The sequence below is a fragment of the Vreelandella titanicae genome (assembly GCF_014697095.1).
GTDB classification, from domain to species: Bacteria; Pseudomonadota; Gammaproteobacteria; order Pseudomonadales; family Halomonadaceae; genus Vreelandella; species Vreelandella titanicae.
Map to the genome: position 1 here is coordinate 3540397 of NZ_CP059082.1, position 21818 is coordinate 3562214.

The 21818-nt window shown below is 56.8% G+C and carries 18 protein-coding genes; 10 read left to right on the plus strand and 8 right to left on the minus strand.

The window, feature by feature from the left end; translation table 11 throughout:
• The first annotated feature begins 20 nt into the window (after window positions 1-20).
• The 7 genes from HZS52_RS16315 to HZS52_RS16345 all read left to right on the plus strand — a co-directional run bounded on the left by HZS52_RS16315 (window position 21) and on the right by HZS52_RS16345 (window position 7647).
• Complete coding sequence (locus HZS52_RS16315) at window positions 21-1172, plus strand: acyl-CoA dehydrogenase family protein (protein WP_022523327.1); 1152 nt, start codon at window positions 21-23, stop codon at window positions 1170-1172.
• Complete coding sequence (locus HZS52_RS16320) at window positions 1172-2773, plus strand: class I adenylate-forming enzyme family protein (protein WP_190373163.1); 1602 nt, start codon at window positions 1172-1174, stop codon at window positions 2771-2773. Before HZS52_RS16315 ends, HZS52_RS16320 begins: the two co-directional genes overlap by 1 nt.
• The gene (locus HZS52_RS16325) at window positions 2770-3219 is read left to right on the plus strand and encodes a PaaI family thioesterase (RefSeq protein ID WP_027959569.1); all 450 of its coding nucleotides are present in this window, start codon (window positions 2770-2772) and stop codon (window positions 3217-3219) included. Before HZS52_RS16320 ends, HZS52_RS16325 begins: the two co-directional genes overlap by 4 nt.
• Window positions 3216-4604: a hypothetical protein gene (locus tag HZS52_RS16330; RefSeq protein ID WP_159176833.1), complete on the plus strand. Its 1389-nt coding sequence runs from the start codon at window positions 3216-3218 to the stop codon at window positions 4602-4604. The genes HZS52_RS16325 and HZS52_RS16330 overlap by 4 nt, the downstream gene beginning before the upstream one ends.
• 132 nt (window positions 4605-4736) lie before the next feature.
• Window positions 4737-5486 carry an electron transfer flavoprotein subunit beta/FixA family protein gene (locus HZS52_RS16335; protein ID WP_009287816.1) on the plus strand — a complete coding sequence of 250 codons (750 nt, stop codon included), beginning with the start codon at window positions 4737-4739 and terminating at the stop codon, window positions 5484-5486.
• A gap of 70 nt (window positions 5487-5556) precedes the next feature.
• Complete coding sequence (locus HZS52_RS16340) at window positions 5557-6483, plus strand: electron transfer flavoprotein subunit alpha/FixB family protein (protein ID WP_138801545.1); 927 nt, start codon at window positions 5557-5559, stop codon at window positions 6481-6483.
• A gap of 204 nt (window positions 6484-6687) precedes the next feature.
• Window positions 6688-7647 (plus strand): NAD(P)H-dependent flavin oxidoreductase, encoded by a 960-nt coding sequence (locus HZS52_RS16345; RefSeq protein WP_190373164.1) that lies wholly within the window; start codon window positions 6688-6690, stop codon window positions 7645-7647.
• Here HZS52_RS16345 and HZS52_RS16350 read toward each other — a convergent pair.
• The 7 genes from HZS52_RS16350 to HZS52_RS16380 all read right to left on the minus strand — a co-directional run bounded on the left by HZS52_RS16350 (window position 7629) and on the right by HZS52_RS16380 (window position 17408).
• The gene (locus HZS52_RS16350; RefSeq protein WP_190373165.1) at window positions 7629-8408 is read right to left on the minus strand and encodes an enoyl-CoA hydratase/isomerase family protein; all 780 of its coding nucleotides are present in this window, start codon (window positions 8406-8408) and stop codon (window positions 7629-7631) included. The genes HZS52_RS16345 and HZS52_RS16350 overlap by 19 nt on opposite strands.
• 35 nt (window positions 8409-8443) lie before the next feature.
• Window positions 8444-9562 (minus strand): acyl-CoA dehydrogenase family protein, encoded by a 1119-nt coding sequence (locus tag HZS52_RS16355; protein WP_190373166.1) that lies wholly within the window; start codon window positions 9560-9562, stop codon window positions 8444-8446.
• A gap of 7 nt (window positions 9563-9569) precedes the next feature.
• Complete coding sequence (locus tag HZS52_RS16360) at window positions 9570-10763, minus strand: acyl-CoA dehydrogenase family protein (protein WP_190373167.1); 1194 nt, start codon at window positions 10761-10763, stop codon at window positions 9570-9572.
• Between the two features lie 3 nt (window positions 10764-10766).
• On the minus strand, window positions 10767-12185 hold the full coding sequence (locus HZS52_RS16365; RefSeq protein ID WP_190373168.1) for an enoyl-CoA hydratase/isomerase family protein: 1419 nt from the start codon (window positions 12183-12185) through the stop codon (window positions 10767-10769).
• Between the two features lie 60 nt (window positions 12186-12245).
• Window positions 12246-14255, minus strand: coding sequence for a TRAP transporter permease (locus tag HZS52_RS16370; protein WP_190373169.1), 2010 nt, complete (start codon window positions 14253-14255; stop codon window positions 12246-12248).
• A 53-nt stretch (window positions 14256-14308) separates the two neighbouring features.
• A complete protein-coding gene (locus HZS52_RS16375) occupies window positions 14309-15469 on the minus strand; it encodes a TAXI family TRAP transporter solute-binding subunit (RefSeq protein WP_027959559.1) in 1161 nt (386 codons plus the stop codon).
• A gap of 238 nt (window positions 15470-15707) precedes the next feature.
• Entirely contained in the window at window positions 15708-17408 is a 1701-nt protein-coding gene (locus HZS52_RS16380; protein ID WP_027959558.1) for a SulP family inorganic anion transporter, read from the minus strand.
• Between the two features lie 266 nt (window positions 17409-17674).
• Here HZS52_RS16380 and HZS52_RS16385 point away from each other — a divergent pair, with 266 nt between their 5' ends.
• Window positions 17675-19336: a methyl-accepting chemotaxis protein gene (locus HZS52_RS16385; protein WP_022523339.1), complete on the plus strand. Its 1662-nt coding sequence runs from the start codon at window positions 17675-17677 to the stop codon at window positions 19334-19336.
• Here the strand turns inward: HZS52_RS16385 and rarD are convergent.
• Window positions 19307-20215 (minus strand): EamA family transporter RarD, encoded by a 909-nt coding sequence (gene rarD, locus HZS52_RS16390; RefSeq protein ID WP_141441058.1) that lies wholly within the window; start codon window positions 20213-20215, stop codon window positions 19307-19309. The genes HZS52_RS16385 and rarD overlap by 30 nt on opposite strands.
• A gap of 72 nt (window positions 20216-20287) precedes the next feature.
• Between rarD and HZS52_RS16395 the strand changes: the two genes are divergently transcribed.
• Window positions 20288-21100 carry an amidohydrolase gene (locus tag HZS52_RS16395; RefSeq protein ID WP_027959555.1) on the plus strand — a complete coding sequence of 271 codons (813 nt, stop codon included), beginning with the start codon at window positions 20288-20290 and terminating at the stop codon, window positions 21098-21100.
• A 2-nt stretch (window positions 21101-21102) separates the two neighbouring features.
• Window positions 21103-21807 (plus strand): pseudouridine synthase, encoded by a 705-nt coding sequence (locus tag HZS52_RS16400; RefSeq protein WP_027959554.1) that lies wholly within the window; start codon window positions 21103-21105, stop codon window positions 21805-21807.
• Window positions 21808-21818 lie beyond the last annotated feature (11 nt).

Below are 21818 nucleotides of genomic sequence, written 5' to 3' on the forward strand. Positions count from 1 at the left end.
CGTTGCCACCAGGAGCCGTCATGATTCGCGATCCCGAATTGATTAACCAGCTTGTCGATACCATCGCCCGCTTTGTCCGTGAGCGCTTAATTCCTAATGAGGCACGCCTAGCCGAAGAGGATGCGGTGCCCCCGGAAATTCTTGCGGAAATGAAAGAGATGGGGCTTTTCGGGCTATCGATTCCAGAAGAGTACGGCGGCCTAGGCCTGACGATGGAGGAAGAAGCGCTGGTGGCGATGGAGATTGGTAAAACCTCGCCTGCCTTTCGCTCGGTGTTTGGCACTAATAATGGCATTGGCGCCCAGGGTATTTTGATTGATGGTACTGATGAGCAGAAAGCCAAGTATGTGCCACGCTTGGCCACGGGCGAGATTCTTAGCTCGTTTTGTCTCACCGAGCCCGATTCCGGCTCCGACGCCGCCAGCCTGCGCACGACGGCGGTGCGGGATGGCGATGACTATATCTTGAACGGCACCAAGCGCTATATCACCAACGGCCCAGAAGCCGATCTGTTTACCGTGATGGCGCGTACTGACCCAGAGAATAAAGGTGCGGGCGGGATCTCAGCCTTTATCGTCGAAGGTAACACGCCAGGGCTGGTACGCGGCCCTGCGGATAACAAGATGGGCCAGAAGGGCGCCCATACCTGCGATATTATTTTCGACAACTGCCGGGTGCCCGCTGAAAATATTATTGGCGGGAAAGAGGGACAAGGGTTTAAAACGGCGATGAAGGTGCTGGATCGTGGGCGGCTGCATATTTCGGCGGTCTGTGTAGGCGTGGCCGAGCGCTTAGTGGAAGAGTCGCTGCGCTACACCATGGAGCGTAAGCAGTTTGGCGCGGCGCTTGCCGAGCATCAGCTGATCCAAGCCATGTTGGCGGATAGCAAAACCGAAGCCTATGCAGGCAAAACCATGGTGATGGACGCTGCACGGCGTAAAGACAATGGCGAAAATGTTTCGACACTGGCCTCCTGCTGCAAACTGTTCTGCGCCGAAATGGTGGGCCGTGTCGCAGACCGCGCGGTGCAGGTTCACGGTGGGGCGGGTTACATGTCGGAATACGCGGTTGAGCGTTTCTACCGCGATGTGCGGCTATTCCGTATTTACGAAGGCACCACCCAGATTCAACAAATCGTCATTGCTCGCAACATGGTGCGGGAGGCGTCCTAATGGCTTTATCGGTTTCCTACCAAGCGCCGGACGAGGCTATTTTTGGGCGCCTTGCCAGCGAGCTGGTGGCCGAGCTTCCCGAGCGCCTCAGTACCCGCGTGCTTGAAAATGCCAAGCTGCTTGGCGAGCACCCGGCTATAGTGGATGGCACTGTGCGCTGGAGTTATGCGGAGCTTGGTCAAGAAATACACGCCGCTTATGGCTGGTTAAGCGCATTGGGCATTCGCCCTGGCGACCGGATTATGACGGTGAGTGAAAACTGTCGCGCTCTGGTCGTGCTGCTGCTGGCCGCCAGTGAATTGGATGTCTGGGTAGCGATTGTGAACTCGCGCCTGTCAGTACAGGAAGTTGACCTGATTCAGGGCAACTGCCTGCCCCGGCGAGTCTTCTATACCTGTGAAGCATCCCCAGAGGCGTGCCAGCACGCCGAGCGCCACGCGGCTGACCGCTACCAACACCCTCAGTTGGGTGGGCTGGCCATTTCGCCGCTGTATGACAGTGAGCCCGAGCCGGTCTGCGCGAGCGGGGCCGAGCAGGTGGCGGCGATGATCTACACCTCAGGCACCACTGGCACACCTAAAGGCGTCATGCTGACCCATCGTGGCATTCTGTATATTGCCTCAATCTCTGGGGGCATGCGTCATTTAAGCGAAGGGCAGCGGGTCTACGGCGTGCTGCCCATGTCTCATGTGTTTGGCCTCTCTTCGGTATGTATGGGGTCGCTCTATAACGGCGCCTGCCTGTATACCGTGCCGCGCTTCGATGCCGCCCATATGTTGGCGACGCTAAAGCAGGAGCACATTACCGTTCTCCAGGGAGTGCCGGCGATGTATGCCCGGGCGTTAGAGTTTTTAAAACGTGAACAGCGCCCGTTAGAAGCGCCTGATCTAATTTATATGTCAGCAGGAGGTTCACCGTTAGATAGCGACACCAAAGTGCGGGTAGAGGCAGCCTTTGGGCTGACGCTGCATAACGGCTACGGTTTAACCGAGGCCAGCCCTACCATCAGCCAGACCCGCATCGATGACCACCATGCAACTAGCACCGTTGGCCGGGTATTGCCTTTACTTGAGTACCGCCTGGAACCGCTTAGCGACAGCGGAACTACCGAGCAGCCTGGAGATGAAGTAGGTGAGCTATGGGTGCGCGGGCCTAACATTATGAAAGGCTACTTTCGTCAGCCGGAAGCCACTCGGGCCACTCTAACTGACGATGGTTGGCTCAATACCGGCGATATCGCCAAGCTTGATCGCCAGGATCAACTCTATATTGTAGGGCGTAGCAAAGAGCTGATTATCCGCTCCGGCTTCAATATCTACCCGCCGGATGTGGAAGCGGTGATTAACGAACACCCTGCGGTAACGCTTACCGCCGTAGTGGGGCGTCAAATCGCCGGAAACGAAGAAGTCGTGGCGTTTGTGCAGTGCGAGCCGGGTGTTGACGTTGATATGGCGGAGCTCAAGGCGTTTATTGCCGAGCGGTTGGCGCCTTACAAACGGCCTACTCAAATTGTATTGATGGATACGCTACCTTCCACCGCCAGCGGCAAAATTCTTAAAGGACGATTGCGCGATTTAGCCCAGCAGGAGAGCGGCTCATGAGTCATTCACCTCAGCAAGCGTTAATGGGCTACCACGAACTGCTGGGCATGCACGTCGTTGAGTGGGAAGAGGGTCGAGTAGTCGTTGAACTGACCATTGAGCCAAAACATCTTAACCGCAGCGGCAATGTACATGGCGGTGTATTAGCTTCCATGTTGGATAGCGCTTTAAGCCTTGCCGGTCTGCACTGCGATGTACCGGGCAATATTCGCCGAGGAATGACACTCTCATTAACCACGACCTTTGTGGGCCCTGCCCGGCAAGGTGTGTTGAAGGCAATCGGCACGGTTCGCGGCGGCGGACAGAAAACCTATATGAGCAGCGGTGAGATAGTCGATGAGCAGGGCAGCTTAGTGGCCATGGGAGAAGGCTCCTTTCGGCGTCGCAGTGGCAGTGAATCCACAGAGGGATTTCCAGAAAACAAACCCCGGGAGCCAACTGAGTGAGCCCAGCCCGCCTGCGGGTTTCTCTGTTACTGCTGGTCACCTTGGCAACGCTGTTTCATCTGGTGGTTGGCAGCCTGTTTTGGCAAGCCGTCGGCATTGCCGCGCTGGCGCTCTATCTATTAACGCTTGTTGGCAAGCTAACGCGGATGGCCAAAGGGTTACTGCTAGCCGCGGGGATAGTGTCGCTGCTAGCGCTCTGGCACTCGTCGAACCCAGGCCAACTGCTGTTTGAAGCCAGTGGGCGTTTTGCGTTTTTTGCTACCTTTGTGGTGGCGTTGAGCATGCTACGTTTGCCTGCCTACCGTTCACGCCTGGTGCGCCGCTGTGGGCAAAGCATGCTGCTTCAACCGCCTAGCCGCCGCTACCCAATTTTATCGCTCGGTTCAGCACTGTTTGGCATTATTCTCAATATCGGCGTGCTTAACTTGTTTGCTGCCATGATTGAGAAGAGTAACACCCTAGGCGCGGCCCAGGGGCGTGCCTGGGTGCGAGAGGCTCGTCAGCGGCGCATGATGTTGGCGCTGCTGCGCGGGTTTTCACTGGCGCCGCTTATTTCGCCCATGGGTATCGGCGTTGCCGTCGTACTGTCGAGCCTTCCCCAGGTCACTTGGCTTGAGCTTGCGCCGTATATTTTGGGTGCCGCTGTGCTAATTTTTCTGGCCGGATGGGCGGTAGATTTTCTCACCGGCCCGCATCCACCTGCCAATAAAGCCCCGGTAGCTGCTCCTTCGTTACGCCCGCTGGCTCAGTTCAGCGTGTTGCTGCTGGGAATTGTGGCGCTGGTGTTTAGCCTTGCCTGGCTATTAACACTGCGCTTACCCATTGCCGCGCTGTTAGGTGCGCCCACGGGGGCGCTGATTTGGCTTGCCTGGCAGCGGCGCAGGCTTGGCTTCGGCGGGCTGCCTGCAGCGGTTAGCGCGGTGCATCGTCAGTTGCCGTGGCTGCTTTCGCCCAGTGCCAATGAGATCGTGGTGCTAGGGGCGGCGGGCTATTTGGGGCATTTATGCGTTGGGCTGGTGGACACTCAGCAGTTGGCGCCGCTACTAACGGTGTTGAACCCGTGGGGCGCCTTCAATGCCGTGCTGGCGATGCTGATGGTAGTGGGGCTAGCCCAGGTAGGCGTTAATCCTATCGTGACGGTAACGCTGCTGGTGGGGCTGCTACCACAGCTAGCCATTGAGGGGCTAACGCCTGCGCTGATAGGTGCATCGCTGATGGTAGGCTGGGCGCTGGCGCTAATGTCGTCGCCGATGACCGCATCAATGCTGATTTTGTCCCGATTTACCGGTGTACCCGCCACGCGTATCGGCTACCGCTGGAACGGCAGATTTCTGGTCGCCTCGATTCCGCTATTGGCAGCGTGGTTTGTATGGGCACCCTTTTAAAGGGGGGTAAGAATGAGGAAGCGCTTGACCTTTGTGCAGTGTTTTTTTATTGTTCTTTTTATAAAGTGAAATATAATTCTGCTATGCGAAATTATCTAGATTAAATATTTTTAATCGCCAGGAGCACGCCTTATGAAAGTACTCGTCGCGGTGAAACGCGTCATCGACTATAACGTCAAAATCCGCGTTAAGGCGGATCATTCGGATGTCGATCTTACCAACGTCAAAATGGCCATGAACCCCTTCTGCGAAATTGCCGTGGAAGAGGCGGTACGCTTGAAAGAGAAGGGCGTGGCGACAGAAGTCGTCGCCGTCACGGTAGGGCCCAAAGCCGCCCAAGAGCAGCTGCGTACGGCATTGGCGCTGGGCGCTGACCGCGCCATCCATATCGAAACCGACGAGCGCGCCGAATCCCTGGCCGTGGCCAAGCTGCTGGCCAAAGTGGTCGAAGAGGAGCAGCCGGGGTTGGTGGTGCTGGGCAAGCAGGCCATCGACACCGACAACAACCAGACCGGCCAAATGCTCGCCGCGCTGACCGGTCTGCCCCAAGGCACTTTTGCCTCGGAAGTTGCAGTGGACGGTGACAAGGTGAACGTGACGCGTGAAATCGACGGTGGTCTGCAAACCATCGCACTGACGCTACCGGCGATTGTCACCACCGACCTGCGTTTGAATGAGCCTCGCTACGCCAAGCTGCCCGACATCATGAAGGCCAAGAAGAAGCCGCTGGATGTGAAAACCCCCGCCGACTACGGCATCGAGGTCGCCTCCAAGGTCAGTCTGCTCAAAGTAGAGTCGCCCGCCGAGCGCAAAGGCGGCGTCAAAGTCGCCTCGGTAGACGAGCTGATCGACAAACTGAAAAACGAAGCCAAAGTTCTTTGAGATAAGCTCTTTAAGATAAGTGCTTTGAAAACCGTACTTTAAGAAAAGAGCTTTGAAAGGAGTTGATGCCATGAGCATTCTGGTACTTGCGGATCTACACGAAGGCCAACTGGCCGGCGCCACCGCCCACATCGTGGCGGCCGCCCAAGCCATCGGTGGCGATATTGACGTTCTGGTGGCCGGTGAAGGCGTTCAAGCCGCCGCCGAGGCCGCCGCCAAGCTCGACGGCGTAAGCAAAGTCCGCGTCGCGGATAACGCCGTTTACGCCCACCAGCTCGCCGAGCCCATGGGCGCGCTGCTGGTCGAACTGGCCGATGGCTACACCCACGTGCTGGCCAGCGCCTCCACTACCGGCAAAAACGTGCTGCCACGTTTAGCCGCGCTAAAAGATGTTAGCCAGCTGTCGGACGTTATCGCCGTGGACAGCGCCGATACCTTTAAGCGTCCGATCTACGCCGGTAACGCCATTGCGACGGTGAAAAGTGACGATGCCCTCAAGGTCATCACCGTGCGCGTCACCGGCTTTGATGCGGTTGGCACCAGCGGCAGCGCGACGGTGGAAGCCGTCGACGTAGTGGTGGACAACAGCCAGTCCAGCTTTGTCAAAGAGGAGCTGGCGCAGTCAGATCGTCCCGAATTGGGCGGAGCCAAGGTGGTGATCTCCGGCGGCCGCGGCATGGGCAACGGCGAAAACTTCAAGCTGCTCGACGGCATTGCCGACAAGCTGGGGGCTGCCATTGGTGCTTCCCGGGCCGCGGTAGACGCAGGCTTTGTGCCCAACGATATGCAGGTTGGCCAGACCGGCAAGATCGTTGCCCCAGATCTGTATATCGCCGTGGGTATTTCCGGTGCCATTCAGCACCTGGCGGGCATGAAAGACTCCAAGGTGATCGTCGCGATCAATAAAGACGACGAAGCACCGATTTTCCAGGTGGCGGATTACGGCCTAGTGGGGGATCTGTTTGAGATCCTGCCCGAGCTTGAGAGCAAGCTGTAAATGCTTCTGGCATCCACGTATTGGTCGGAACAACCCGTAGCGGGGGTCTTTCGCCAGGGATGGCGAAAGTAGCGCCCATGGATGGGTTCACAGCGCCCCCGCGTAGGGTTGTTCCGACCATGCCATTGTAGTGTGACATCTTCTTGAAAGGCTCAGTGGAGCCTTTTGCAGTATTGCCTCACAATAACAACCAGCGAGTTTCCCATGCTAACGCGTCTAACCGCTTCATTAAACCTGCCGGTGATCGGTTCACCCATGTTTATCGTCTCCGGGCCAGAACTGGTGATTGCCCAGTGCCAAGCGGGCATTCTGGGTGCTTTCCCCGCGCTCAACGCCCGACCTGCTGACGTATTACGTGAGTGGTTACAGCAGATCACTCAAACCCTGGCCGACTATGACGCGCAGTACCCCGAACAACCCTCAGCGCCCTTTGCGGTGAACCAAATTGTGCACCCCACCAATGATCGTCTAGAGCACGATGTCGCGTTATGCGCCGAGTTCAAGGTGCCGCTGGTCATCACTAGTCTGCACGCGCCTAATCAAGTGGTGGGAAAGGTGCATGCCTATGGCGGGCTGGTGTTTCACGATGTGACCACGTTGAGGCACGCCAAGAAAGCGATCGATGCGGGAGTTGATGGGCTGATACTGGTCTGCCACGGCGCGGGCGGCCATGCCGGGCGGTTAAACCCCTTTGCGTTTGTGGCGGAGGTGCGCCGCTTTTACGATGGCCCGTTAGTGCTGGCGGGGGCGATTAGCAAAGGTGAACAGATCGTTGCCGCCCAGGCGCTAGGCGTGGACTTGGTGTATATGGGCACGCGCTTTATCGCCACCCAAGAGGCAAACGCTCAAGCGGCCTATAAACTGATGGTGCTGGACGCAGCGGCAGGCGACATTGTCTATACCAACCTGTTTACCGGCGTGCACGGTAACTATCTGCGGCAAAGTATCGAGCAGGCGGGATTGGATCCTGATGCGCTGCCTGAAGGTGATAAAACCGCTATGCGTTATGGCTCAGGGGGGAGCAGTAAGGCAAAAGCGTGGCGGGATATCTGGGGCGCGGGGCAGGGCGTAGGCGCTATTGCCTCTATGCACAGCGTGGCCGAAGAAGTGGCCACGCTGCGCCAGGATTACCAGAAAGCGTTAGATCATTTACGGCGGCTTTGACGAAACGCCGCCACCCGGGTGTGAAAATCTTCCGACGCCTTGCACTGATCTTGAAGCTCGCCCTCTAATTGCATCGTGTCATTTAGCGGGCGCTGGGCAGCTTCCCGTAAGGCGCGTTTGGTAGCGCTTAACGCCTGGGGCGATTGACTCACCAGTGCTTGCGCCAACGACCGAGCTTCGTCTAGTACTTGGTTATCTTCGACAACCCGATTGGCCAAGCCCAGCATCACGCATCGCTCTGCCGAAATGGGGGTCGCTAAGGCGGCCATCTCGAATGCCTGGGCATGGCCAAGCTTGCGCACCAGATGCCAGCAGGCACCGCCGTCGGGAATGAGCCCAATATTGATAAAAGCAAGCTTCAGGTAAGCGGAGCGGCCCATCACCACCATATCGCTGGCGAGAACATAGGAAACACCGATGCCCGCAGCCGCACCGCTAACCGCTGCAATCACCGGTTTATTCATTGCCATTAAACTGCGCAGAGCGGGCAGAAAGAGCGTTTCCAGCCGTTCGCTCGCAGGCTGAGACGTTGCCTTCACAAACTCTGCCAGGTCAGCGCCGGCGCAAAACGCACTACCTTCACCTCGCAGAATCACACAGCGAACTTGCTCATTGTTTGCCACCGCCGCCAGCGCCTCATTGAGGGCCAGGGCGGTGGCTTCATTCAGAGCGTTGCGTACTTCTGGACGTGCAATGGCGACTTCGACGATACCGTTTTCAATAGCGCTGACAGTCACTAACTTGCCGACGTAATCTGGCATGTATCGCTCCCTAATTAACTTTTCTGGCAACGTTCTCAGGCAACCTTTAACAGCTCGCTGACCGTTTCGAGATGGTAGTCGCTGTCGCCCAGGTAGTGATCGAACATCACCAGATGCTTGGCGTAGTTAGCGACATAGCACTCTTCGGTCATACCCATCGCCCCATGCAGCTGGATCGCCTGTTCGGCAATAAAGCGAGCTGATTCACCACAGTAGGCTTTGGCCGCGGCAATTTTGTAATCCCGTTCGCTTGCAGGGAGCGCGAGGCTAGTGGCGGCTAAAATCGCCATGGAGCGGGACTGCTCCAGGTGCAAGTGCATATCCACCATGCGGTGCTGCAGGGCCTGAAAGGTCGAAAGCGGTACGCCAAACTGCTTGCGCTCTTTTAAATAAGCGAGCGTTTGGTCGCAGGCCTCCTCCATTGCGCCGATGGCTTGGGCGCAGAGCGCTGCGCGACCAACAGCCAGTACCTCCGCTAGCACATCGCTAACATCTTCACTCAGGCAGTTGGTTAACGGCAGCGTGACGCTGTCCAGGGTCAGATCGCCGGCGGGCTGGTCGTCGATAGTGCGATATAGGTGCGTAGATGTGCCCGGTGCATCCGCTGGCACAATAAATAACCCTAGCTTGCCGCTGGCTAATTGAGCGCTGACCAGCGTAGCCGCAGCGGCTTCAAGGTTAAGTACCACGTATTTTTTACCATTTAACTGCCATTGGTCGCCTTGCTGGGTAGCTTGGGTAGCTACCGTAAAGGCGTCGTAGCGGGCGCCAATCTCCTGCCAAGCAAGCGCCAACTGATGCTCACCTTCAAGCAGTGGGGCTAGCCACCGGGTTTGTTGTTCGCTGTTGGCGGTAAGCGCCAGTAATTGTCCGGGCAGCACTAGGCCAGCCAGATAGGGTTCGGGCACTAAGCCTCGTCCCAGTGCCTGCATAATAATCATCAGGTCGGTGCCATCGCCCCCTAGCCCGCCCATGTCTTCGCTGAAGGGCATATGCAGCAAACCCAGCTCGGCAAAGGTGCGCCATAGTGCAGAATCGCGGTTTGGAGCAGCGGCCAGCATAGCGCGGCGCTGCTCGGCGGAAACCTGGTCGGCCACCAAACGGGTGAGCGTCTCTTCGAGCATGCGCTGCTCGTCGGTTAAAGCAAAATCCATGGTGACCTCACATATTTAGAATGGTTTTGGCGACGATACTTTTTTGTATTTCATTGGCGCCGCCATAAATCGACAGCTTGCGACGATTGAAATACTGAGCGCTGGAGGAAGCGTTTTGGGCGCGTTCCTCATCCAGGCTGTCGTCGCCATGCAGGAAGTCGGGAAAGAATGGCAGCGCAGCAGGGCCCAGGGCGCGCCGGGTAAGCTCGCTTAGCTCCTGGCGAAGCTCCGAGCCGCGTACTTTTAGCAGCGAGCTCTCTGCGCCGGGTACACCGCCATCTCGGGCAGCGGCAATCACGCGCAGGTTAGTCACTTCCAGCGCCATTAGTTCGAGTTCCGCTTTCACCACCCGCTGACGGAAGCTGGGTAGCTCCAGCAGCGGTTTGTCGCGATGCTGAATCCGGCTCGCCAGCGACTTCAAGTGGCGCAGCGCCTGCTTGGCGTGACCAAGCCCCGCAATCCCCGTACGTTCGTGGGTGAGCAGGAACTTAGCGCAGGTCCAGCCCTGGCCCTCTTCACCGACGCGGTTGTCGACGGGTACGCGCACGTTATCTAAAAAGATTTCGTTAACTTCGTGGGCACCATCAAGGGTAATAATTGGCCGCACGGTGATACCCGGTGTCTGCATATCAATGAGTAGAAAGCTGATGCCCGCCTGCTTCTTGGCGTCTGGGTCGGTGCGCACCAGGCAGAACAGCATGTTGGCGTGCTGTCCCAGGGTAGTCCAGGTTTTCTGACCATTGACGATATAGTGGTCGCCATTGCGAACGGCGCGGGTATTTAGACCCGCTAAATCAGAGCCAGCGCCGGGCTCTGAGTAGCCTTGGCACCACCAATCCTGGTTGCTCAAAATGCGCGGCAGATAGTGCTGTTGCTGCTCGACACTGCCGAATTTCATGATGACGGGGGCCACCATATTAACGCCGAAGGGAACGACCGTAGGGGCATGGGCCGCGGCGCACTCTTCGTCGAAAATATGCCGCTGTACTGGCCCCCAGCCTGGGCCGCCAAACTCTTTTGGCCAGTTAGACGCCAACCAACCCTGTTCGCTAAGAATATTCTGCCAGCGCAGGTAGTCATCAGCGCGCAGATGGCGGCCCAAGCGCACGCGCTGGCTGATATCGCTGGGCAGTGCATCGGCTAGAAAGCGGCGTACCTGTTCGCGAAATGCCTGCTCTTCGGGGCTAAAGGTGAGGTTCATGGGCTATACATCCTTAGCAGCAGTTGAGAGCGTGGCCTGGCGGTGTGGCCCTCCTAGGTGACGCGGGTAGCCAAACGCTTCCACCGCGAGTAAATCGATGTCACTTTCCCGGTAGCAGAAGCCCTGTTCCGCTATATTGATACTTGCCTGTTCAAGCGCTGACTGCTTTTCACTGGCTGAAGCTTGCTGAATGGCAGCATGCATCGCGCGAAGTATGCTTTTTTGTTGGCTGACCACGATGTTTAGCCGCAATGCTTTAAGGGTCAGTGCGGCTCGCTGCTGAGTAAGTGGCTCTGCGCTTACATTGACTAACTCACCTATTTGGCCATTTTCAGCAATGATCAGGCTTAGTGCACTAGCGGTGGAGCAGGCACTGCCAATCTCTTCCAGTGCAACAACCGGGCAATTCGCGAGGGAATCCTGAGTCGTATTTGGCCCCAGTAGGCAAAGCTCGGTGGCCTCGTTGGATGCGTTGGTTAAGCTAATGCCTGCCTTTTGCGCGGCCTTTTGCAGGCGTTCAAAGAGCGGATGCTCACCAATCAGCGCAACGTGTTTAAAAGCACTGGCTTTCTCAACGTCGGGCACTAGGTGCGGGCTGCGTGCGGCAAAAAACAGATGAATAAGCCCGGCGCGCTGGGGGGAGTCCATACAGGCTAGAAACAGCTCCCGCTCGCGGCGTAACCCAGCCTCCAGTGACTCGGCATCCACGCAGGCCTGAATCGTTTCGACAATGCGAAACGGCGAGAACAGTTCGGAAGACTTTTGGTTAAGCTGATCCAACGTCTTAGTGATGGCCTGGGGGTTCGCCGCCGGGGCAGGAAGTTGGCCGGTGATACGGGGCGTTTGGGCGCCTGCCAGCACTTCCTGGGCGGCCGCTAAACCCGCTTCAAGAGGCGTTTGGGCATTGCTGATAGCATCGATAATACCTGCCTCAAGCGCTTCTTCAGCCTCCACAAAGCGACCGCTGGTGATCATCTCTAACGCGCGCTCAACGCCCACTAAGCGTGGTAAACGCTGGGTGCCACCGGCGCCAGGCAGGAGGCCAAGCTTTACCTCTGGAAGCCCTACGCGGGTTCCCGCCAGCGCGACGCGGTAGTGGCAACCGAGGGCCACTTCCAAACCGCCGCCCAGGGCCGTGCCGTGCAGGGCGGCAATCAGCGGTTTTGGGCAGGCTTCCAGTTGGTTAATCACATCGGGCAGCAGAGGGGCTTGAGGCGGCTTACCAAACTCACGAATATCTGCCCCGGCAATAAAGGTGCGGCCATCGGCGAGCACGACCAGCGCTTTAGCATCTGCGTCGGCAATACCCTCTTTGAGCGCGTTGACTAAGCCGCTGCGCACGGCGTGCCCCAAGGCATTAACCGGCGGGTTAGCAATTTGGATAACGCCTATATCACCGTGGCGCTGGTAGTGAACGGACATAGTTAGGCTCTCGTATTTCGCATGATAGTGAATTGAAAAATAACCTTGGCGTTCCATCTGCTAAGCAGCAGAGGCGCTATGCGATCGCCGATGGTGGCGCTGGCTTAAGCGTGCCATCAACACGCCGGGCACTAGCGCGGCAAGCGCGAGGCCGATCAGTTCCCACTGGCTAAGGGGTACCATTCCACCGCCAGGCAGCGCCAGCAACAGTCCTGCGATCAGTACCAGAGCGCGAATAATGATCTCCTGCAGTGCCCCATAGCCCAATCGGCCAATGCCCATCAGGTAGCCCTGCATGGCGGAGGCAAACAGAATGATGCCGAGCACGGCCTGGATAAACACGGCCACGATCACCAGCGGTGCGCCCTGCATAATCAACGCCGGATTAAGCACAAAGAGGAAGGGGATAAAATAGATCACGCTACCCAGGCGCATGGCCTGCAGGCCCGTTTCCATGGGCCGGGCACCGGCCACGGTGGCGGCGGCAAAGGCACCGAGTGCGACCGGCGGAGTAATAAAACTCAGCATGCCCCAGTAAAGGATGAACATATGCACCGCCATGGGATCCAGCCCTCCGCCTTGAATCAGCGCGGGGGCTAGCGCAACGGCAAGGAAAATATAGGCGGCAGTCACGGTCATGCCAATGCCGAGTACGAAACTGGTCACGGCGCCCATAATCAGTAGCAGCGGCACGCTGCCACCGGCAATATTGATAAAGTCGTTAGCGATGGTGCCGGAAAGGCCGGTCATCGAAAGCGCACCGACCAGCATGCCCACGCCGGCCAAAATAGCGATGAGTTCGGCAAACAGCTTGGCGGCAGATGACAGCGTGTCGGCCACATCCTTCCAACCCCAGCGGTTATGCTTGGAAAGCTGGTTCAGCACTAACAGCAGCGCGGTAGCGTAAAAAGGCGCTACGGCTTCGCGCTGCATAATCAGCAGCATCCAGACTAATAACGCGAAGACAAAAATAAAATACCAACCCTCTTTGAGGGTTTGCCAAAGTGAAGGCAGCTCAACGGCGGGCAAGCCTTTAATGTCTTGGCGGGCCGCGTAGGCATCAATCTGAATAAACAGACCCAGGAAATACAGAATCGAAGGAATCACGGCGGCCAGCGCCACAGCGGAGTAGGGAATGTCCAAAAACATCGCCATGACAAAAGCGGTGGCACCCATAACAGGGGGCATCAATACACCGCCGGTTGAGGCGCAGGCTTCTACACCGCCCGCAAAGGAGCGGCTCATACCGATACGACGCATGGCGGGAATCGATAGCACGCCGGTGGTCAATACATTACTGATCACGCTGCCGCTCATGGAGCCCATCAGGCCACTGGAGAAAATCGACACCTTAGCAGGGCCGCCGCGTACATGACCCAGGAGCGCAAAGGCCAGATTAATAAAAAACTTACCGCCGCCGCTTTTCTGCAGCACGACACCAAAGACCAAAAAGCCGATCACCAGGCCCGCGAACGCCTGCAGCGGCACCCCCATGATGCTTTCGGTGCTCATGGTGTGGTACATGGCGGTTTGTTCAAGGGTGGAAGGAAACGCCTGGATCGGGCCAGGGACGATATCGGCCACCAGCGGATAGAGCGAGAATACCCCGGCAATAATCGCAATGGGTAAACCACCCGCCCGGCGTGCTGCTTCGACAATCAGCAGCCAGTAGGCGTAGCTGGCATAAATGGCGATTTCGGGCGCTGAAAAGGCCCAGCCGCGCTCCAAAATAGGTACTGCGTTGTAAACAAAATAGCCGCCAACGATAAGCGTGATGGCGCTCAATGTGTAGTCGTACCAGGGAATAGGCTGCTCTTGTTGGCGACTGCGCATGGGCCAAAGCAAAAACACCAGCGGTAGCAGCAGCGCCACAACGGCATAGTAGAACTGCGTTTCCAAGCCGGTTACGAACGTCAGTAAGCCAACGTTGAAAAGATAATCCAGCGTCATCGCCATCAAAATGACGGTGACCGTGGCGGGAATCCAGCGCAGTGCAGTAGGAAGCTGACGAATTTGGCTGATCTTTTCTTTAACCTGCTGATTATTGGCAGGCGAGGTATCTGTGGTCATGGGGGGGACATCCGTCAATCAGCAGGGGGCGGCAAGTGCCGCCCCGTGGTGTATCACTCGAAGATCGGTTCGAAACCGGCATCGCTCAGCGCGGTGGCACGGGCTTCCATCCAGCCGGTAGTAAATGCCTCATCTTCACTGGGTGCGTCCTGCATAAAGCTTTCCCAGGCGGTTAAAAGCACGTTCTGACGCTCAACGAGCTTGTCCTGATGAGCCTGCATTTCATCAGTCCATACATCGATTTCTTTGTAGTACTCCACGACCGCATCGTGGAACGGCACTACCCATTGAAGATCTTGTTGCTCTAGTGCATAGCCAAGTGCGCCTGGAGCGTTGTCTTTATAGTCATCAAAGTTTTCCTGCATGGCCTTGATCAGGCCATAAGCCACGTTGTCGTCCAGGTCTTGGTTGGCGACAACAATAGGGTAAGGGTAGCTAGCGCTAGGCACCGGGTTTTCGGCGCTGATGCCGCCTGCCCCGGAAGTGACTTCGTGAGGACGGAAGTAGGGCGCCACCGCAGCCATACGCTCCCAGCCGGCTTCGTCGTTGGGGTCTAGCACTGGCCAGCTAATGCCGCGAGGGCTACTGGCCAACTGCTGGGCGGGCGGGGTGACCGTTGTGGTAAAGGAGGCATCCACATCGCCAGCGATAATGCCGTCGAACGAGCGGCCGTAGCCGGGGTAATCAACCCGCTCTACGTCATCCCAGGTTAAACCGCCAAAGGCGAGGTACGCCTCTGTGCCTTTATTGAGCGCATCGTCGCCACGGATATAGGCGATGCGTTTGCCCGCCAAGTCAGCGGGCGTTTCAACATCCAGGTCGCCCGCGACCGCAAGGGAAAGACCAAAAGAGGCGGTGGAAGTGGTAATCACGCGCAGCGGCTGAGGGCCCCAGTCACGGTCGGCAAACATCATCACACCTTCCGCTCCGTAGTAGCTGGCGATCCCACAGGCGCAAAGGTCAACGCGGCCCTGCTTGAGCGGCGTCATGCGTGATACATCGTTATCACCCGGCAGAATACGTACAGACGAATCGTATTTGTTCTGCAACATATTGCCGATGGCGACGGCTTGGGCATAGCCGCTTGAGTTGGTGCCATAGGCCGTCCAGGCCATGGTGCCGGGCAGTTCAATTTCGTTGGCGTGGCTGACGGCTGCGCCGAGTAGCGATAGAGGTAAGGCGGCAATAAGTAGGCGTTGAGCGAAGGGACGCATTGGGATGCTCCTTTATTGTGGTTGTAGTGACGTTGATGGTGACGTTTAGTTGCTGGTTATTTGATTGAATGTGTTTTGCTGTGCGGTATTGTATTTTGCTTAATGGTCGGGTGATAGTAGAGAAGCCGCTGGGTGGCTGTCAATGCCGTTGTCATCAGAGGTGTCCGTTAGTAAACAACAGGCATAAAAAAACCAGGCAAAAGCCTGGTTTTTCAGAGCGGTAGCGAGAGCAATACTGTTAAGAAAACTCACGCCAAGCGGCGTAGGTGCTTAGAAATACCCGTCCGGTCAGTGCATCCAGAAAGTCACTCTTCTTAAGCTGATCCATTACCGGGCCTTTGACCTCGGATAAATGCAGTTTTACATCGGAGTCTTTTAAACGGGCGTTGATCGCATCCAGGCTCTCTAGCGCCGAGGCATCGATCAGGTTGACCGCCGAACAGATCAGCACAACGTGCTCAAGCTCGGGTTGGCTCGCCACCAGGTTATAAACGGTGTCTTCCAAATAGCGTGCATTGGCAAAGTAGAGGCTCTCATCGATGCGCAAGAGGGCAACGGTATTGACCGTTTCGACATCGTGGCGGGTAGTGTTTCTAAAATGTTCGGTACCGGGCACACGACCTACCAAGGCGCTATGGGGGCGGCTGGTGCGGTACAAAAATAGCGCAATAGAAAGTGTCACACCGCTAATGATGCCGGCTTCAACGCCTTCGCACAGCGTGAGTAGAATCGTCACCGCCATGGCGGCAAAGTCGCTGCGGGAGTAGCGCCAGGTTTGGCGCAGCATGGGGATGTCTACCAGTGTCAAAATCGAGACGGTGATTGTTGCGGCCAGGGTCGCGATGGGCAGATAGTAGAGCCAACCGGTAAACGACATGGTGACCAGCGCAATACCTAGCGCCGCAAAGGCACCGGCGGCAGGTGTTTGCGCACCCGCATCGTAGTTAATAACGGTGCGGGACAGACCACCGGTTACCGGCATACCACTGGAAAACCCGGCGGCTAAATTGCTGGCGCCCAGGCCCACTAGTTCCTGATTGGGAGAGATGCGCTGGCGCCGTTTAGCGGCCAACATCTGGCCCATGGAGACCGACTCCACAAAGCCGACCAGGCTAATCAGCAGCGCTGGGATTAGCAGTGCCCGCCATAGCGAGTAGTCCGCCCAAGGAAAGCTTAACGAGGGTAAACCACCGGGAATTTGCCCTACTACGGAGACGCCTTTATCGGCCAACTGCCAATGCCAGGTCACCAGGGTGGTAATCACGACCGCAAAGACTGGCCCCGCTTTGGCGATCAAGTCCGCCAGAGTGCGTGGCAGGCCCAGCGTGAGCAGGGCGGCTTTACCGTGGCGCCGCATGGCAATCAAAAACAGCAGGGTTCCACTGCCAATCAGTAGGGTGGGTAAGTTAAAGGTGGTTAAGTTTGGTACCAGGGTGATAAGACGTTCCACCAGGGTAAAGCCACTGCTCTCAACCCCCAGTAGGCTGCCAAGCTGGCTGGCCGCAATCAAAATACCCGACGCCGTTAAGAAGCCGGAGATAACCGGGTGGCTTAAAAAGTTGCTGAAAAAGCCCATTTTCAGCAGCCCCATCACGACCAGCATGCCACCGGAAAGCAGTGACAGGATCAGCGCTGCCTGTAAGTAGGTCTCCGTACCCGCGGCTGCTACTGAGGAGAGCGCGGCACCGGTCATCAGCGCGATGATTGCCACCGGCCCGACCGCGAGGGTTTTACTGGTGCCAAACAGGGTATAGATCAGTTGAGGCAGGATGCTGGCGTACAGGCCTACCACCGCGGGTAACCCGGCCAGCAGCGCATAGGCCAGCGATTGGGGAATGACCATCACGGTGACGATCAAGCCCGCCAAAAGGTCTGCCCCCAATAGGCGTTTATGGTAGTGGGGGAGCCATGTCAGGATCGGCAAGTAGCGCTTTAGCATGGGGTCCTGGTGTTGTAGAAGTGGCAGAACCAAGAGAGTAAGGGATATTCCATTTCATTGCAGTGCTTATATTCATTTTTACTGCGGTAACCCAATGATGACCAAGCGCTTATAGGATTTGTGTCTTCTCCAAAAGTGCTACTTCCTTCCCCCAAAGTGCTACTTCTTTCATAAGCGTTACACGCTAAGCTTAGTCGCAAAGGGGGTTGAACCCCTCAGAAGTAGTATTTTCGATACTCAATAACATCAATAAAAGAGTACAGCTCATGCGCTTACTGCGATTGTGTGTTCCGGTGCTGTTTGTAGTGCTGTCGATAGGGCTTGCCATACAAGGAGGGCTCTGGCGTTATCTGGCACTTCTATTCGCCGCGCTAGGCGGTGGCGCTATGCTACTCAGCGTACTGGAAGGCGTCTACCGAGCCGACCAACGTCGCCTGGAACAGCATCGGCTTGGCTTTAAGCCGCTGCGTGATTACCGTTCGCTTCGCGCCATGGCCTACAGGTTAATGAACCGCGCTAGCAGCACAGCGATTGCCTCGGCAGAAGTGTCGCACTATGCCGATCTGATGGATCAGCGCCTCTCAAAGCAAGAAACCATGGCTCGTGAAGCTTCATCGAGCATGACGGCCATTAATGCAGCCATTATGCAGGTGAGTGCCAGCGCCAGCCAAGTGGCAGCGCTGGCAGAGAGCGCCCGGGAGGCCAGTCATCACAACCATGCTGAACTGGACGATATTATTCAGGACATGAGCGATGTTGCCGACCGCTCAAACCAAGCGCTGGAAATGCTGACCGCGCTGAACGATAAAATTGAGCGTGTACGTAACGTTACTTCCATGATTGAGGATATCGCCGAACAAACCCATCTGCTGTCGCTCAATGCGTCAATTGAAGCGGCCCGAGCGGGTGAACACGGGCGAGGGTTTGCAGTCGTCGCCGGCGAAGTGCGCAACCTGGCACTCAAGACCTCTACCGCAACGCAAAGTGTCGATGAGCTGGTTAAGGATATGCATCAGAGCGGCCAGTCGGTCGTCGCCACTATGGGCCAGTTAATGACCCGTATCAGCAAGCGCTCCAAGGGGCTACAAGTGGTCGGCAACAGTCTGGGTACGATGACTCAAGAATTCGACCAAGTGCAGAGGGAAATTACCCGTGTTGCCGATGCCATGGAAAACACTCGCCAACATAGTCAAACCGTGGCGGACAGCCTGAGCCAGTTGGAAGATGATGTCGATGAAGGCAATCGTAATATGCATGATTTGGCCGAGCAGGCCCGGGCATTGATGGAGGCTGCCGAAGGGGTCGATGGTGAACTGGCTCAACAGCATTTGGAGGGTCGCCACCAGCAGGTATTCCACGCTGCACGATTAACCGCCGATAAGTTGGGTAAGCTGCTGGAAAAAGCGATTGCCCGCGGGGAGCTTTCAGACACCCACCTGTTCCAGCCTCATTATGAACAGATTCCGGGTACGCAGCCGCCGCAATATAAAACCGGCTTTGATAGTTTCACTGATAGGTACCTGCCCGATTTGCAAGAGCCTTTGCTCACGCAGCTAAGCTTAAGCTATGCCATTGCCTGTGACCGTAAAGGCTATGTGCCGACCCATAACAAAGCGGTCAGTCTTGCACCAACCGGTGACTACGCGCACGATTTAAAGTTCTGCCGCAACAAACGCATTTTCGATGACCCGACGGGCAGCCGATGTGGGGCTCATGAAAAGCCGCTGCTACTGCAAACTTACAAGCGCGATACCGGCGAAATCATGCACGACCTCTCTGTGCCGGTGTATGTGCAGGGTAAGCACTGGGGCGGATTCCGGGTTGGCTACCAGCCTGAGCGTGATATAGCGACTCCCCCTGCGTTGCAGTCAGAGGCCGCCCCAGTGCCACCGCTTGCACTAACTAGCCGCAGCGTAGCGCGGGCGTGACTGCCACGCCGACCAGGAGTAGAGCGCGAGCCCGATCCAAATAAGCACAAACGTTGCCAACTGAATAAGGCCCAGGGGCTCGCCGAACACGGTTAAGGCAATCAGAAACTGAATGCTGGGGTTGATGTACATCAAAAAGCCCAGGGTTGCCAAACGCAACCGGCGTGCCGCGCCGGCAAAGGCCATTAACGGCAGCGCGGTCAAAGCCCCACTGGCGATCAGCAGGCCAGTCGATGACGTATCTTGAAGAAAATGCGAGCTGCCGTTCCAGCTTAACCAGGTCAAGGCGATCAGGGCGAGTGGGAATAGCAACAGGGTTTCCACAAACAGTCCCGATAATCCGTCCAGTGGCACCTGCTTACGAAACAGGCCGTAACTGCCGAAGCTTAACGCCAGTAGTAGACTAAGCCAGGGCAGTTCACCCAGCATCACAAACTGCGTGGCAATGGCCACGCTGGCCAAGCCCAAGGCGACCAGCTGCAGCTTGGCCATCACTTCCCGAAGTACCAGCATGCCTAGCGCGACGTTCACTAATGGCGTTAAGAAGTAGCCCAGGCTCGCCTGCAATACCTGCTTCGACTCCACTGCATAAATATAGATACCCCAGTTAAACGCAATCAATAGCGCACAGGCCAACACCCGACCAAGCCGCTTGGGTTCCCCCAATGCGGTGACAACGGGCGGCCAGCGGCGCAGAAGGGTAATCAAGCCGACCAGAAATAGACACGCCCAAATGATACGGTGAATCAATATTTCAAAGGCGGGAATGCCGTCAAACAGGGCAAAAAATAGCGGAAAGCAGCCCCACATGGTGTAGGCGGTTAGCCCATACATAACGCCTTTGACGGCATCAGGGTCGCGTGTTGGAGTAGGAAGCATAGCAGCCTCATTATTTAAAGATGCTAATCTAGCATAAACGTTGTCTTGAGACTGACGAATTGGAGGTGTTAAGTGAGTCAACTTAGGAACACGCTAGTGCAGTGTGATCTGCGCTGGGAAGATCCCCAGGCCAACCACGCTCATCTTGAGAAGTTGCTGGGCGAGCTGGATAGCCGCGACACGGATCTTATTGTATTGCCTGAGATGTTTGCCACTGGCTTTACCATGAATTCCCGCGAAATGGCCCAGCCGATGGCGGAAAGTCAAAGCGTTGCCTGGCTACAGGCCCAAGCGAAGGCACGCAACTGTGTGATGACCGGCAGCGTGGCGATCGAAGAGGACGGTGAGTTTTATAACCGCTTGATTTGGGCAACGCCGGAGGGGGTGTTAACCCACTACGATAAGCGTCACCTATTCCGTATGGCCGGTGAGCATGAGCGCTACGGTATGGGCAGTGAGCGTAAAGTGGTAGAGCTCAATGGCTTTAAGCTGCTGCTGAGCGTTTGCTACGACCTGCGTTTTCCGGTCTGGATGCGCCAGCAGCCAGCAGAAGGGGAGCATTTCGAGTATGATGCGCTGCTGTGTATCGCCAACTGGCCAGCACCCCGTCGTCACCCTTGGCGCACGCTGCTGCAGGCCCGTGCGGTCGAGAACCTAAGCTATGTGATTGGCGTTAATCGCGTTGGAGAAGATGCCAAAGGGCTTGCCTATAGTGGCGATTCCCTGTTGGTGGACTTCAAAGGCGAACCGCTCATTGATCAACCTGCCCATACCCCGTTTATAGAAACGGGCACGCTGGATAAAACTGCCCTTGATGCTTTTCGTGAAAAATTTCCTGCCTGGCAAGATGCCGACCACTTTCAACTGCTGCCAGGAGTGGGTTAATGATGCGCCTTGATCGCTTTTTGAGTGAAACCACGCCATTAACCCGTAGCCTGGCTAAGCGGGCACTCAAAAATGGTGAGGTAACCCTCAACGGCGAGCCGATCAAGCAGTCGGCGACCCAGATCGATACCGATAACGATGTGGTGGTGCTCAACGGCGAGCGGTTGGCGCTGGTTGGCTTGCGCTACATTATGCTGCACAAGCCCGTCGACGTTGAATGCAATGCCCGCCGCGGACTCTATCAGCGCGCGATAGATCTGATAGATCTGCCCAAAGCCGATCGGTTACAGCCGGTAGGGCGGTTGGATGTGGATACCACGGGACTGCTGCTATTAACCGATGATGGCCAGTGGTCGCACCGTGTCACGTCACCGCGCCATCGCTGCGCCAAGGTGTATATCGCCGAGCTAGCGGAACCGATGGAAGGTGCGACGGCGGAGTGGGCGATTGGTCAAGTCGCCGATGGCCTGATGCTGGATGGAGAGGAGACCCCGACACAACCCGCAACACTCAGGCTGCTTTCGCCCACCCAGGCAGAACTCACCATTACCGAAGGGCGCTATCACCAAGTGAAGCGTATGTTTGCCGCTTTGGGTAATCACGTGAACTCACTGCACCGCAGCTCTATCGGTGACTTGGCTTTGGATGCCAACCTGGCGCCCGGCGAGTGGCGAGAATTAACCGCCGACGAAATCGCGCTTTTCTGAGTCCTTGCTTA